This window comes from Sphingomonas sp. YR710, assembly GCF_900101455.1.
In the GTDB taxonomy this organism is placed as follows: Bacteria; Pseudomonadota; Alphaproteobacteria; order Sphingomonadales; family Sphingomonadaceae; genus Rhizorhabdus.
Genome location: NZ_FMZJ01000007.1, coordinates 23,971 through 38,261 on the forward strand (window position 1 = coordinate 23,971; position 14,291 = coordinate 38,261).

16 protein-coding genes are annotated in these 14,291 nt (G+C 62.8%); 5 read left to right on the forward strand and 11 right to left on the reverse strand.

The genetic code is table 11. The features are described from left to right. Positions 1-8 precede the first annotated feature (8 nt). On the forward strand, positions 9-1,118 hold the full coding sequence (locus BLS13_RS09855; RefSeq protein WP_093451761.1) for a hypothetical protein: 1,110 nt from the start codon (positions 9-11) through the stop codon (positions 1,116-1,118). Continuing rightward, the gene (locus tag BLS13_RS20335) at positions 1,115-1,801 is read left to right on the forward strand and encodes a hypothetical protein (RefSeq protein WP_143011926.1); all 687 of its coding nucleotides are present in this window, start codon (positions 1,115-1,117) and stop codon (positions 1,799-1,801) included. Before BLS13_RS09855 ends, BLS13_RS20335 begins: the two co-directional genes overlap by 4 nt. Here the strand turns inward: BLS13_RS20335 and BLS13_RS09865 are convergent. The 9 genes from BLS13_RS09865 to leuC all read right to left on the reverse strand — a co-directional run bounded on the left by BLS13_RS09865 (position 1,798) and on the right by leuC (position 9,190). Continuing rightward, entirely contained in the window at positions 1,798-3,492 is a 1,695-nt protein-coding gene (locus tag BLS13_RS09865) for an N-6 DNA methylase (protein WP_093451764.1), read from the reverse strand. The genes BLS13_RS20335 and BLS13_RS09865 overlap by 4 nt on opposite strands. A 278-nt stretch (positions 3,493-3,770) precedes the next feature. Beyond that, positions 3,771-4,760 carry a quinolinate synthase NadA gene (gene nadA, locus BLS13_RS09870; protein ID WP_093451765.1) on the reverse strand — a complete coding sequence of 330 codons (990 nt, stop codon included), beginning with the start codon at positions 4,758-4,760 and terminating at the stop codon, positions 3,771-3,773. Positions 4,761-4,781: 21 nt separating this feature from the next. Further along, positions 4,782-5,654 (reverse strand): MBL fold metallo-hydrolase, encoded by an 873-nt coding sequence (locus BLS13_RS09875; protein WP_371128200.1) that lies wholly within the window; start codon positions 5,652-5,654, stop codon positions 4,782-4,784. Positions 5,655-5,693: 39 nt separating this feature from the next. Then, positions 5,694-6,086, reverse strand: a complete 393-nt coding sequence (locus BLS13_RS09880; protein WP_093451767.1) for an endonuclease domain-containing protein — start codon at positions 6,084-6,086, stop codon at positions 5,694-5,696. Positions 6,087-6,168: 82 nt separating this feature from the next. Continuing rightward, positions 6,169-6,498, reverse strand: coding sequence for a Grx4 family monothiol glutaredoxin (grxD, locus tag BLS13_RS09885; protein ID WP_037526389.1), 330 nt, complete (start codon positions 6,496-6,498; stop codon positions 6,169-6,171). 2 nt (positions 6,499-6,500) lie between these two features. Further along, the gene (locus BLS13_RS09890; RefSeq protein WP_037526284.1) at positions 6,501-6,743 is read right to left on the reverse strand and encodes a BolA family protein; all 243 of its coding nucleotides are present in this window, start codon (positions 6,741-6,743) and stop codon (positions 6,501-6,503) included. After that, the gene (locus tag BLS13_RS09895; protein ID WP_093451769.1) at positions 6,743-7,066 is read right to left on the reverse strand and encodes a DUF1476 domain-containing protein; all 324 of its coding nucleotides are present in this window, start codon (positions 7,064-7,066) and stop codon (positions 6,743-6,745) included. The genes BLS13_RS09890 and BLS13_RS09895 overlap by 1 nt, the downstream gene beginning before the upstream one ends. A 106-nt stretch (positions 7,067-7,172) precedes the next feature. Further along, a complete protein-coding gene (gene leuD / locus BLS13_RS09900; protein WP_093451770.1) occupies positions 7,173-7,751 on the reverse strand; it encodes a 3-isopropylmalate dehydratase small subunit in 579 nt (192 codons plus the stop codon). Continuing rightward, positions 7,751-9,190, reverse strand: coding sequence for a 3-isopropylmalate dehydratase large subunit (leuC, locus tag BLS13_RS09905; protein WP_093451771.1), 1,440 nt, complete (start codon positions 9,188-9,190; stop codon positions 7,751-7,753). The genes leuD and leuC overlap by 1 nt, the downstream gene beginning before the upstream one ends. A 210-nt stretch (positions 9,191-9,400) precedes the next feature. Here leuC and BLS13_RS09910 point away from each other — a divergent pair, with 210 nt between their 5' ends. The 3 genes from BLS13_RS09910 (at position 9,401) to BLS13_RS09920 (ending at position 11,846) form a co-directional block, all read left to right on the forward strand. Then, entirely contained in the window at positions 9,401-10,390 is a 990-nt protein-coding gene (locus BLS13_RS09910) for an alpha/beta hydrolase (protein ID WP_093451773.1), read from the forward strand. Positions 10,391-10,506: 116 nt separating this feature from the next. Continuing rightward, positions 10,507-10,980: a carboxymuconolactone decarboxylase family protein gene (locus tag BLS13_RS09915; RefSeq protein WP_093451774.1), complete on the forward strand. Its 474-nt coding sequence runs from the start codon at positions 10,507-10,509 to the stop codon at positions 10,978-10,980. Beyond that, entirely contained in the window at positions 10,980-11,846 is an 867-nt protein-coding gene (locus BLS13_RS09920; RefSeq protein ID WP_093451776.1) for a sigma-70 family RNA polymerase sigma factor, read from the forward strand. The genes BLS13_RS09915 and BLS13_RS09920 overlap by 1 nt, the downstream gene beginning before the upstream one ends. A gap of 196 nt (positions 11,847-12,042) precedes the next feature. On the opposite strand, the gene BLS13_RS09925 is transcribed toward BLS13_RS09920, so the two are convergent. Together BLS13_RS09925 and BLS13_RS09930 are read right to left on the reverse strand one after the other, a co-directional pair. Beyond that, the gene (locus BLS13_RS09925; RefSeq protein ID WP_256325798.1) at positions 12,043-13,113 is read right to left on the reverse strand and encodes a pyridoxal phosphate-dependent aminotransferase; all 1,071 of its coding nucleotides are present in this window, start codon (positions 13,111-13,113) and stop codon (positions 12,043-12,045) included. 139 nt (positions 13,114-13,252) lie between these two features. Then, the gene (locus BLS13_RS09930) at positions 13,253-14,263 is read right to left on the reverse strand and encodes a hypothetical protein (RefSeq protein ID WP_093451779.1); all 1,011 of its coding nucleotides are present in this window, start codon (positions 14,261-14,263) and stop codon (positions 13,253-13,255) included. Between the last annotated feature and the right edge of the window lie 28 nt (positions 14,264-14,291).

Genomic DNA, 14,291 nt, shown 5'->3' on the forward strand with positions numbered 1-14,291 from the left:
GCTAAGAGATGTTAAACGGCTTCTTTATCGACGATGAAGATCTTAGCTACGCAAAAATGCTGACCACGCGAGGTGTTCTGGTCTTCGAGGGCAGAAAGACAGGGCCACTTACCCAGCTTGCCAAGACCATATTCTCAGCGCAACCTTCAATCGTAGCGCTCGACTATCGCCTCGATGAGGATCCGGGAGAAATGGATCCCGCAGACACGTACAAGGCCAGCGTGTTAGCACAGAAGCTACGTGACGATGCCATCGACCTTCCAACAAAAGATTTCCCGATTGTACTGGTCTCAAACGAGCCACAACTTGATGCTCTGTACCGACCCGACAAAACCGCCCACGATTTGTTTGATAGGGTCTATGGTAAGCGGTTCATTCTGAACAATCGAGCTCAAGTTCGGGCAGAGGTTATTTCCCTCGCAAAAGGGTACCAACTGTTGGCGGCCGTAAACGGAAATTACGACCTCGCGTCTCTGCTTGGCCTAGCGGCAGATGATAAACCTTTGCTCGACCACCAAGAACTCCAGGTTGCGGCAAAGTCTGCGGCTGCCCCTCATATTCTGGCCCGCGTCATTTTGCGCAACCTCATTTTGCGACCCGGGCTCCTTATCGACGATAGCGATGCCGCTGCTAGGCTCGGCATCGAAGAACCATCTTTTCAAGGCATTGCAGGCCGTATCGAAGGCGACGCCTCATATAAGGGCGTCTTTGCAGGCGGAGGCCGGCGGTGGTGGACGCACAAGCTCGTCGCCTGGGGCGAGCAAATTCTGGGGACCCGGATCACGTCGCTCACCGCGGCACAACGTGCAGAAGCACTGTCGGTCGCTTTGGAAGCTCCCTTAGCTCCAGCTGCCTCGACATGGGACGGTTCGGTTGATCAACTCGTCGCCATGGCATGCGCCTCGTGTCGCCTAGGCACCGATATATCACATTCTGTAACGGCCTTTGATCCTCATCTACCTCGATATGCTCTGCGAAAGAGGATCTGCTGGAATTGCGTTCAGACCGATCGGTACAAGGCTCAAACGCCTCCACTTCTCATTGACGAAACGGACCAGCGTGTAGCTACCCGCGTGCTCGGTCTCAAACGCCCTCCTAAAGTTAGTGGTGCGGCGTGACACTTGCTGCTGAAGATGCCGCAACTGCGCTGCGCTCAATCGCCACCAAACTCCTCGATGCGAAAATTATAACGGACTTAGGATACAGCACACTCTCAGAAGAAGCCCGACGCATTGGGATGGCTCGCACTGCTCGGACGTGGTCGCTCAAAATCAACCGTGGTGCCGAAGTCCAGTTCGACTGGTGCCTCGATAAGAACGGAAATGATATTCGTCCGACCATAATCGCTGATCTGGTTGTCGACCAAAATCACGCAATATTTCCGCCTTTTTCTTCACTCGTCATAGCGGTCGAACTCCATGATCTCAATAATCATCCAGTTGCCCGCTGGCACGTCGACCGCGCCAACTCAACAGGCAACGTACAGGATGGCCCCCTATTTCATCTCCAATATGGCGGACACAATGCGGAGAATCGCACATTTGACGCTGTGTTGAAAGAGCCGCGCTGGTGTCACCCACCCTTGGACGTCGGATTGTTATGCGAAATAGTCGCCGCGAATTTCTTTACGGAACGATGGGAAAAGGACCTGCGCTACGACACCGCTTGGTGCGACAGCATACAAACCTTCCAAAAGCTATGTTACACGACCTATATCAAGCAGATGCAGTCCTATCTGAACGCCAGCCATTCTACCGCCCTCGGTCAAATGTGGACGGATAGTTGGCACCCTCGCGTCTAGGGCAGTTTGCGTCTTTCTGGCCGTCTGCGCAAACGCATGCTTTGCAGCGCGTCTCGAAACAGTTTGGATGTTCGCCCAACAGCGATACCGCAAGCAGTGAAGATGAGCTTGTCGGCTAATTTCATGGCTTCAGCCTGCCCTCCTTCACGCAGCGCCTTATCGATCGCTGTTACCGCCTGGTCCAACATCTCTGGCTTCATTTTTGGCAGAAGGAGGTCGATGCGCTCCGCGTCCCGAGGCTCATGCTTGAGAACACCAGATCCATATCGGCGACCAACCAGTTCCGCCGATATCTGAGAAAAAGAAGTCAGCATGCTGATGCTAGCCAGCCTTTGAATATTTTCAGTGACATCAGCGTGGAAGAACACTCTGTGAACGGTGTTCGTGCTCACGCAATTCAGGTCATTCAGAACCAATCTTGGCCCTTCATGGTGCATCACCGGTAAAAATGCGTGCGGGCAGTTTCCATCGTTGGGAGCTGACCAGATCGTTCTTTTCTTGAAGGTTGAAATTTTGGCGCGTCGCTCGACGTCGAAACTTGCCAAATAGTCCCGAACGCGTTGGTTGTCCGGACTGCAACTAGAGTCGATGAGAAGCGCACGCCCCCCACCCTCAAGATATTCCGCCATGTCCGCCCGTTTGAATGACAATCCCTTTGTCGCGCGGAATTTTGCAAGCACTGGCGTACAGTCGGCTTCTTCAAGGCCGGCGGCGCGCGCACCTTCCTGCGAGAGGATGAAAAAATCATTATCTCCAGTGACAATCCCGATTTGTACGCGGGCGACCGCTCCCAATGTCGTGGCGACGGGCTTCGCCTTGAGCGCATCGAATGACGTGATCGCCAACTCGTCCATACTCAACATCGCAGGGCATATGGCCGTAGTAATGCCCCGCCATTCGCCCCCATCCCATTGGGGTATCAAGGCAGCCAAATCATCGACGGTCCGTGCTTCACCAAGCTCACTTTTTCGACCCACCTCTTTGTCGCCATAACCATCCGCCAAAAGCACGACTGTCTCCTCGTCCGTGCCTTCGGTCAGAAAGATCCGCTCACGAATCACGATTGCCAAGCTTCGCCTAAAATGCTCGGCAATATGAAGACGGATGGGCGCCGCGTAGTCGGCTTGCAAAAAGGCGCCAGGCAATACCCAAGCCATCCGTCCGCCCAACGCCAGATAGGACAGCGAGTGCGAGATGAAGTAGGCCCAAAGGCTGCTTCTGCCTCCAATGTCGGAGACCACACCGGGCTCGGCAGCCAGCTTTTTGAGTTTGCCGCGATCAATTTTATGGTGCGGGATATATGGCGGGTTGGCCAATATGGCGGAGAATTTGGCAGGCCATTGAGCTTCGTTCTGACGATCGAGAAAGTCACCCAAAACGAAGCCGCTCGTATCGACCGGCGAACCGAATACCTCAGCGAGATGATCAAAAGCGATGGGATCGATGTCGCAGCCGTAGATCGATTCGGACGGCATCGCACAGCCAAGCGCAATTAAGGCATCGCGTGCAGCCTCTAAAAACCCGCAGCCGCCAAAACTCGGCTCGAGCACGGTGTCCGCAGAAGTATTAATTGCCCAATCAGCCAAAAGCCTGCTGAGGCGAGGTGGTGTATAGAATGCTCCCAGCTGCCGGCGAACCGTTAGGTTCCGCTCGTTCCGGGCAAGGGCCTCAGCTATTCCAGCCATCATCATTCATTGGCAAACGTCCACCCACATCAATTTATTCGTTTTGAAGGCCTTAAAGCTCAACTTCCTGCAAGCAAACGGATTGAAGGACGCTTACGCCTTGGCTCTTCATTTGTCTCCAGGTTTGTATCTCGATCGAGTTCGGGGAACCGCCTCTGGTCCAACCGGCGGAACATCCACATGTCGGCGCAAAACGTGCCGCGCTGTGCCGGTAGTGTCTGCTTTCTAGGCTACGCCAATGGCACCGCTCCGGTCTGAAACGTCGGCCACGAGGTTGCCCCGCCCTACAACTTCGGCCTTCCCACATCCGGCCCGCTCACCCCGCCGGTCATCTCCAGCATCCGATCAAGCGACCGCTTCGCCGCCACCCGCGTCGGCTCGTCCACCTCGATCTGCGGCGTCAGGTCGCGCAGCGCGAGGTACAATTTCTCCAGCGTGTTCATTGCCATGTACGGGCAGGCATTGCAGTTGCAGTTGCCGTCCGCGCCCGGCGCGCCGATGAAGGTCTTGTGCGGGGCGGCCTTTTCCATCTGGTGGATGATGTGCGGTTCGGTGGCGATGATGAAGAGGTCGCTGTCCGATGCCAGCACATAGTCCAAAATCCCGCGGGTCGAGCCGACATAATCGGCGTGATCGAGGATGTGGACCGGGCATTCGGGGTGGGCGGCGACCGGGGCGCCCGGATACTCTGCCTTGAGTTTCAGCAGCTCGGTCTCCGAGAAGGCCTCGTGGACGATGCAGCTTCCCTCCCACAGCAGCATATCGCGCCCGGTCTTGCGCGCGAAATAGCCGCCGAGGTGGCGATCGGGGGCGAAGATGATCTTCTGGTCGGCGGGGAGCTGCGACAGGATGGTTTCGGCCGAGGAGGAGGTGACGATGATGTCGCTATGCGCCTTCACCGCCGCCGAGCAATTGATGTAGGTGAGCGCGAGATGATCGGGGTGCGCCGCGCGGAACGCCGCGAACTGATCGGGCGGGCAACTGTCCTCCAGGCTGCAGCCGGCATCCATATCGGGCAGGATCACGGTCTTTTCGGGCGAGAGGATCTTCGCCACCTCGGCCATGAAGCGCACGCCGCAAAAGGCGATGACATCGGCATCGGTGGCGGCGGCTTTCCGGGAGAGATCGAGGCTGTCACCGACGAAATCGGCGAGATCCTGGATCTCCGGCGCCTGATAATAATGGGCGAGGATCACGGCGTTACGCTCCTTGCGCAGCCGATCGATTTCGGCGCGCAGATCGAGCCCGATCAGGTTTTCGACGATGGCGTTCATGATAGTCTCCTCATCCGGCGATCAGGCCGCCAGACTCCATTGATCCCTGTCCTGCCGCACGATCCCGCGCAAGCGCAGATCGATCAGATGCGCGAGCACCGACAGGCCCGCCGCATCGTGCAGGCGCGCGTCGACGCCGGCATACATCTGCGCGACCATCGCCGGGATGTGGCCGGTGTTCTTTTCGAGCAGGCGCAAGATCTGCCCCTCGCGCTGCTTGCGGTGGCCGATCAGCCCGCGCACGAAGCGGTGCGGGCGTTCGATCGGCTCGCCATGGGCGGGATGATAGATCACGTCCTGCGGGCGGTTCATCAGCCGATCGAGGCTGGCCATATAAGCGGCCATATCGCCATCGGGCGGCGCGATCACCGTCGTCGACCAGCCCATCACATGATCGCCGGTGAAGACGGCCTGCGCCTCCGGCAGCGCATAGCAGACATGGTTGGAGGTATGGCCCGGCGTATCGATCGCCTCGAGCGTCCAGCCGTCGCCGGTGAGGGTGCGGCCGTCGGTCATCACATCATCGGGCGTGTAGCTGCGATCGAACGAGGCATCGGCGCGCGGGCCGGCATCGTCGATCGCCACCGGCGGCGCACAGCCGATGATCGGGGCGCCGGTGCGCGCCTTCAGCTCGGCCGCGGCGGGGCTGTGATCGCGGTGGGTGTGCGTGCAGACGATCGCCTTGAGCTTCGCATCGCCGATCGCCGCGACGATCGCATCGATATGCGCGGGCATGTCCGGGCCGGGATCGATCACCGCGACCTCGCGCGTGCCCACCAGATAGGTCTGCGTGCCCTTGTAGGTGAAGGCCGACGGATTGGGCGCGAGGACGCGCCGCACGAGCGGGTGCTGCGTCTGCGCGATGCCGGGGCGTTGATCGGTCATGGCGTGCATGTGGCATCCGGGGCGATGCATGTGAAGGGGGGAAGAATTTTAGCCTTCTCCCGCTTGCGGGAGAAGGTTGGATGAGGGTCTTCTTCTTCTGCCTTCCGCAGCCGCATCGGCGATTGCTTGCAGCACCCCATTGAAGCTCTCGTTTACGTCTATGTTCCAGAACCGTATGACGCGATAACCCCGCGCTTCGATATATGCCGTTCGCGCGGCATCCGCCGCCGCGTCATGCTGGCCGCCGTCCAGTTCGACGACGAGATTTGCTTCGGCGCAGAGGAAATCGACCACATAGCTGCCGATCGTGGCCTGGCGGCGAAACTTGAAGCCGGCGAGTTCGCGGTTGCGCAGGGCGTACCACAGCTTGCGTTCGACATCGGTCATGTCGCGACGCAGCGGGGTGGCGAACGGGCTGATCTGGCGGCGGACGGGTGGCACGGGTGTAAGTTATAGAAGAAAGAAGACCCTCACCCAACCCTCTCCCGCAAGCGGGAGAGGGCTCAAGGCTAGAAGGCGCCGCTCAGCTCTGCGCGACGCCTTTTTCTTCCATCAGGTCGGCGAGTTCGCCGGCTTCGTACATTTCCATCATGATGTCCGAACCGCCGACGAATTCGCCCTTCACATAAAGCTGCGGGATCGTCGGCCAGTCGGAAAATTCCTTGATGCCCTGGCGGATGCCCTGATCCTGGAGGACGTCGACCGTCGCATATTGGACGCCGAGATGATCGAGGATGGAGATCGCGCGGCTGGAGAAGCCGCATTGCGGGAACAAGGGCGTGCCCTTCATGAACAAAAGCACATCGGCCGAATTGACCGCGGATGCGATCCGCGCCTGGACGTCGTCGGTCATAATCAAACTCCTGTATTCGGAACGGCAGTGGTAAGCTGGAGCGCGTGCAGGACGCCGCCCATGCGGCCGCCCAGCGCATCATAAACGAGCCGTTGCTGCTTCACGCGGTTCAGGCCGCGAAAGGCCTCGCTTACCACGCGCGCGGCATAATGATCGCCGTCGCCGGCCAGATCGGTGATCTCGATCGTGGCATCGGGCAAGGCCGCCCGGATCATCGCCTCGATCTCGTCCGCCGCCATCGCCATTATTTGGCTTCCATCAGCTGCCGGCGCGCCTCGACCGTCTTCGATTCCAGCGCCGCACGGATGCTGGCATCGTCGATTTCGACACCCGCCGAGGTGATATCGCCGAGCAGCTTGCGGATCACATCCTCGTCGCCGGCTTCCTCGAAATCGGCCTGAACCACCGATTTGGCATAGCTATCGGTTTCCTCGGGGGTGAGCCCCATCAGGGCAGCCGCCCATTGGCCGACCAGGCGATTGCGGCGGGCGGTGACGCGGAACGCCATTTCCTGATCATGGGCGAACTTGCTTTCGAAAGCCTGTTCGCGTTCGTTGAAAGTCGTCATACCGTCCCCTGCTGGTCGCTTCGCTGTTCAGATAAGCATGCGCGGCCCAAGGCGCAACGGGCGCCGCCGACGTTTTTGCCCGCTTTCACGCCCGCCAAACAGACTCTCACAGCCAGGGGCGATCGGCCTTCATGCGGGCTTCGAACGCCGAAATCGCATTGTCGCGCGCCATCGTCATGCCGACCTCGTCGAGGCCGTTCATCAGGCAATGCTTGCGGAACGGATCGATTTCGAAGGCGAAGCGATCCTGGAACGGGGTCGTCACCACCTGATGTTCGAGATCGACGGTGATCGGATCGGTCTTCGCGACCTCGACCAGCCGGTCGACCGCTTCCTGCGGCAGGACGACGGTGACGATGCCGTTCTTGAACGCATTGCCTGAGAAGATGTCCGAAAAGCTCGGCGCGATCACTGCGGTGACGCCCATGTCGAGCAAAGCCCAGGCGGCATGTTCGCGGCTCGATCCGCAACCGAAATTGTCGCCTGCGACGATGATCTTCGCGCCGGCATATTCGGGATCGTCGAACACATTGCCCGGCTGTGCGCGGATCGTCTCGAACGCGCCCTTGCCGAGGCCGGTGCGCGTGATCGTCTTGAGATAATGCGCGGGGATGATCACGTCGGTGTCGATATTCTTGAGCGCGAGCGGAAAGGCGCGGCCCTCGACCTGTTTCACGGCGTCCATCAGGCGACCTCCACCAGTTCGCGAACATCGGCGAGATGGCCGGTGACCGCCGCCGCCGCCGCCATCGCCGGCGACAGCAGATGCGTGCGCGCGCCCGGCCCCTGCCGGCCGACGAAATTGCGGTTCGAGGTCGAGGCGCAGCGCTCGCCCGGCGGCACCTTGTCCGGGTTCATCGCGAGGCACATCGAACAGCCGGGCTCGCGCCATTCGAAGCCGGCCTCGATGAAGATCTTGTCCAATCCCTCGGCCTCGGCCTGGGCCTTCACCAGCCCCGAGCCCGGCACGACCAGGGCCTGCCGCACGTTCGGGGCGACATGGCGCCCCTTGGCGACGACGGCAGCCGCGCGCAGATCCTCGATCCGGCTGTTGGTGCAGCTGCCGATGAAGACATGCTCCACGGGCACATCCTGCATCCGCATGCCCGGCGTCAGCCCCATATAATCAAGCGATTTCTGCGCGGCGACCTGCTTGGAGGGATCGGCGAAGCTCATCGGATCGGGCACGACCCCGGTGATCGCCACGACATCCTCGGGGCTGGTGCCCCAGGTCAAGGACGGCGCGATCGTCGACGCATCGATCGTGACGACCTTGTCATATTGCGCGCCCGGATCGGTGGCGAGGCTCTTCCACCACGCCACCGCTCTGTCCCAATCGGCGCCCTGCGGCGCCATCGGGCGGCCCTTCAGATAAGCGAAGGTGGTCTCGTCGGGCGCGACCAGGCCGGCACGCGCGCCGCCCTCGATCGACATGTTGCACACGGTCAGCCGGCCCTCGACCGACATTTCGCGGAAGACGTTGCCGGTATATTCGATGACAAAACCGGTGCCGCCGGCCGCGCCGATCCGGCCGATGATCGCGAGCACGACATCCTTGGGCGTCACAGCCGCCCCCAGCACGCCTTCGACGCGGACTTCCATCGTTTTCGACGGGGTCAGCAGCAGGGTCTGCGTCGCCAGCACATGCTCGACCTCGGACGTGCCGATGCCGAACGCCAGTGCACCCATGCCGCCATGCGCCGAGGTGTGGCTGTCGCCGCACACGATCGTCGTACCGGGCAGCGAGAAGCCCTGTTCGGGGCCGACGACATGGACGATGCCCTGTTCGGGCGCGACCGCATCGATATAGCGGATGCCGAATGACGGAGCATTCTTCTCCAGCGCGGCGAGCTGCTGCGCGGATTCGCGATCGGCGATCGGCAGGCGTTTGCCGTCGACATCCTTGCGCGGCGTGGTCGGCAAATTGTGATCGGGCACGGCGAGCGTGAGATCGGGCCGGCGCACGGTGCGCCCGGCGACGCGGAGACCTTCGAAGGCCTGCGGGCTCGTCACTTCATGGACCAGATGGCGATCGATATAGATCAGGCAGGTGCCGTCGTCGCGACGTTCGACGACATGCGCGTCCCAGATCTTTTCGTAGAGGGTGCGGGGCTTGCTGGACATGGCCGCCGCTCTAATCGCGGCGACGGAAATGTCAAAGCAGAGAGATGAGGGCGGGGTATAGCGGCGCTTTGCGCGGCTCGCGAAAATCCACCCCGTTGCGGGCGAGGATCACATTATAGGATCATATTGTGAGCCCCCCCTTCGAACTGGACGCGACCCGAAACGCGATGTTAGGCCGCGCCGAAGCCGCTCATCGGAAAGCCGCCGCACATGAAGAGGGACATCGCCATGAATCCGAACGCGCCCGATGGCGATTACACGATGCTGATCGATCCGGGATTGCGGATGGCCGCGCCAGATGTCGGGGCGACCACGATCGATTTCGAACGGCTGTGGCGCAAAGGGCGGCCGCCAGCGCCACCCGAAGACAGCCTGCCGCTGCACCCTGACATCGCCGAGATCAGCATCCCCGGACCCGGCGGTGCACCCCCGCTCCCGCTGCTGGTGATGAATGCCGGCGCGCGCGGTGCGCCGCGGCCGATCGTGCTGTTCCTGCACGGCGGCGGCTATATCGGCGGATCGGTGCGGCGCGAGGCACCGCGCATGCAGGAGGTGGCCCGGGTTCATGACTGCATCGTCATCTGCCTCGACTATCGGCTGGCGCCGGAAGCGCCGTTTCCGGCCGCGCGCGACGATAGTTATGCGGCGCTCGCCTGGATTCACGCCAATGCCGAAGTGCTGGGCGGCGATGCCGCGCGGATCGTGGTGTTCGGCGAGAGCGCCGGCGCCGGGCTGGCGGCTCAGCTCACTTTGGTGGCGCGCGATCGCGGCGAATTTCCGATCCGCGCGCAGATCCTGGTCTATCCGATGATCGACGACCGGGCCGGCAGCAGCCGCATCCCCGCCCCCCATATCGGCAGCTTCATCTGGACGGGCGCATCGAACCGGTTCGGCTGGAAATGCTATCTGGGCACCGAGCCCGGCGGCGACGACATTTCGCCCGAAGCGGCGCCCGCGCGCGCCACCGATCTCGCCGGGCTGCCGCCAGCCTGGATCGGCGTCGGCGGGCTCGACCTGTTCGTCGACGAGAGCATCGCTTATGCGCAGCGCCTGATCGCCGCCGGGGTGCCGACCGGCCTGCTGGTACTGCCTGGCGCCTATCATGGCTTCAACCGGCGCGCGCCCGATGCCCCGATTTCGCGGGCGTTCAATGCGGCGTGGAACGAGGCGCTGACCGGCTATTTCGCCATGGGGGGCTGACGCCGCATCCGAAATTTCCGTCGGCGGCGCCCATCGCGAGATTTTTTCGCCGCCGATGTCACACCCGCCGAACCTGGCTCGTCATGTCACCGGAACCCACGAAAGGAACCGGAACCATGACTGCCCAAATCGATCTCTTTGCCGCCGCCCCCGCGCTCATGAAAAGCTGGATGGCGGTTTCGATCGCCGCCGCCGCCAGCCTCGAGCCGCGCCTGATCGAACTCGTCAAGATCCGCGCGTCGCAGATCAACGGCTGCGCCAATTGCATCAACATGCACACCGCCGAGGCGCGCCAGCAAGGCGAGAGCGAGCAGCGCATCTATCTCCTCTCGGCGTGGCGCGATGCGCCATGCTATGCCGACCGCGAGCGTGCCGCTCTCGGCTGGACCGAAGCGTTGACCCGGCTGTCCGAAGGACACATGCAGGCGGCGGCCACCGAAGCGCTGCGCGCCCATTTCACCGATGAGGAACAGGTGAAACTCACGATGATGATCAATGTCATCAATGGCTGGAATCGCTTCGCGGTCGGCTTCGGCCTGTGGATCGAGCCCGAGGCCGCGAAGGCGCCGCAGCCGGCCGAAGCCGCCTGATGGAGCGCGAGGATCCGGCGGACGCGGCGGGTGCGGCGGCGAGTTTCCACCCGCAGCGCCGCCGGCTTCTGCGCATCGCCTATCGCATGCTCGGCTCGGTCGCCGATGCCGAGGACATCGTGCAGGAGGCCTTCATCCGCTGGATGGGGGCCGATCGCGCTGCGGTGCACGAGCCCGCCGCCTTCCTCCACCGGATCGTGACGCGGCTCTGCCTCGACCGGCTCAAATCGGCCAGCCATCAGCGCGAGACCTATATCGGCCCGTGGCTGCCCGATCCGATCGTCGCGGAGGAGGAAGATGAGGATATCACCTTGCCGCTGATGCTCGCGCTCGAACGGCTGTCACCGCTCGAGCGCGCCGCCTTCCTTCTGCACGACGTGTTCGGGCTGGGCTTCGAGGAGGTGGCGGCGACGATCCGGCGCGATGCCGTCGCCTGCCGCCAGCTCGCGGCGCGCGCCCGCACCCATGTTCGCGAAGCGCGCCCGCGCTTTCCGGTCGAGAAGCAGCGCGGGCTCGAGATTGCCGGCGCCTTCTTCGCGGCGTCGCGCGGCGGCGACATGACCGCGCTGGGCGCTATGCTCGCCGCCGATGTCAGCATCCATTCGGACGGCGGCGGCAAGCGCCCCGCCGCCCCGCAGCCGATCCTCGGCTTCGCCCATGTGATGAAGGTCCACAAGGGGCTGGCGGTCTTGTTCGCCCGACATGGCTCACAGCTTGTCCGCACCGCCCTGATCAACGGGCTGCCCGGCTTCGTCACCCGCGAAGCCGATGGCGAACTGCAAACCACCGCGCTCGACATCACCGACGGCAAGATCAACGCCATCTATGTGATGCGCAATCCGGATAAGCTGCGGCATTTGCATTAGGGGGCGTGACTTTGCCGTTCGCCTTCTCCCGCTTGCGGGAGAAGGTTGGATGGGGGGTCTTTCTTCTTGTTTTCGGCCATGATCCGGATCGCGAGACGGAAAGCAGAAGACCCTCACCCAACCTCTCCCGCAAGCGGGAGAGGGGTTATGTCAGCGCGCATGGGAAGGTGCGCGCCTCACGTCAACGGCACCTGCCTCACGCTCGCAACGCCGACCGCAGAATATCCATCGCCTGATCGAAATCCCCTGCCAGCGCACCAAAACCGAGGCGGAAATGGTCGGGGCGGTCGAAGCAGTCGCCGGGGACGATGAGCAGGCCAATTTCGGCCAGCCGTTCGCAAAAGCCCCGGCAGTTCCGGCTATCATCGAACCAGGGGAAGGCGATCGTGCCGCCCTGCGGCTCGGCCCATGAGAGTATGCCGGCCGCCTCGCTTATCACGCCTTTCACCTGCGCCAGATTGGCCGATGCCACGTCCTGCAGCCGCGCCAGCACGGCGCCGCGATTGCGGAGCGCAAAGGCCGCAATCGCCTCGTTGATCGGCGAGCTGCTGATCGTGAAATAGCTGCGCGCATCGATGATCCGCTTGCGGCGGGCCGGATTGGCATCGATGATCCAGCCGAGCCGCAGACCCGCGAGCGACAGCGCCTTCGACATATCGCTGATCACGATCACATTGCCGATATCGGCGGCGGACGGTTGCGGATCGCCGAAATAAAGCGGGTGATAGACTTCATCGACGATCAGCGGCACGCCGCGGGCGGCCAGCCTGTCGGCGAGCGCCGCGATCTCGGCGCGGTCCATGACACTGCCGGTCGGATTGTGCGGCGTGTTCACCAGCGCGAGCACGGTCGCGGGATTGACGGCTTCGAGCACGGCATTCGCCGTCTGCCGATAGTTTTGCGCGCGCTGAAGCTGATAGAAAAGCGGCTCCAGCTGCCAGGCCTGCGCCATCGCGGCGAAGGCCGGGAAAGCCGGGGCCGGGAGCACCACGTTGCCGCCCGCGTTCGATGCTAGGCAGAGCAGGATCGAGCAGGCTTCGGACGCCCCCGTCGTCACGACCACCCAGTCCGGATCGACACCATGATGCGCGGCAATCGCTTCGCGCAGTTCGCGGCCGCCATCGGGCGGCGCATAGCCGATCGCGACATCCTCTATCGCGAAGCGGCTTTCGCCGAGCGCCTGCAGATCGCGCAGGCTCCAGCTGGGGCCGGTGCTCGATGCGAGATTATATCGGGGCGGGTTCGGCCGGAACTCATGCGATGCCATCCAATGGTCCAGCAAGAAGGGCGGCAATTCCATTTCGACAACAGCTCCCGGCGCGATTGCGCGACGTGAAGCCGGCGCACATCCAACAGATATCCGCAGAGGATGCCGGCGCAACCCTTTCCCTACTTGTCCTCGAAATTTACAGGCCAAGCCGCCAGCGCAGGAGCCGCACGAACGGCTCCGGATCGTCGAGCCGGAGGGCGACCGTGCAAAAAGGCGCCCGCCGCCGCAGGGGGGATCGGCGGGCCTGGGGCGCGTTGAGCCGGAGGAGGATGTTGGGCCAGGCGAGCAAGGCGGCGTTGAGGGTGGCGGGATCGCGAACATCGGCGCCCGCAAAGCTGGTCTCGACCTTGGCAATCCGATCGAGCGGTATCCGCTGGTCGATCAGGAAGCCGGCCCGGATGCGGACGCCATCGGGGGTGATCAGGACCGGCCGGAGCCGGAAGGATTTGATGAGCCCGACGAGGTAGATCAGCCCGACATCGCTGAGCACGAACATGACAAGCGCCGCCGCGCGGCTCCAATGCCCGACGAAGATATGATAGACGCCGACCTCGATAGCCGACAAAGCGAGCAGGATCGCGCTGATCGGCGCCAGATGCCGGTGATAGGCAAAGGCGCGGGCGTCGGCCGGCACATCGGCCGGCCCGCCCCAGCGAAACAGCGCCATATGCACCACCGACAGTTCGGCGGCGGCGAAGCGGACGAGCGCGGGCGGCAGGAATTCCGAGGCGGCGGCGATCCACCGCTCGTTCGCCGGGACGCCAGCCGATCGGAATAGGCGTCGCGCACGCAAGGCGGCCCATGCGGTATGGCTCAGGACCATGATGACCATGCCGACAGCGATGGCCGGCATGGCGACGAGCGCCTGCCGAAGTGCGGCGGGAGAACCCAGCCAGACGGCGAAGCTGGCGGCGGCCAGGGCGCCGAGCACCGCATGCCAGCCCGGGCGACGGCCGGGAGCGCGCGCGACGAGCGCCAGCACCATCGAGTCCGATGCGATCCAGAGGAAGAGGAGCAGTGCGATCGTGGGATATGTTGCGGCAAGCGCGGTTCGTGCAGCGAGCGCGGCCAGCGCGACGATGAGGAACGGCGCGACGGTCGTGGCGAAGTGCCTCGGGGTGACGTTGCTATACGTTCGGGTGTTCATGTCACACTCCACGTATGTGCCGGGCGTC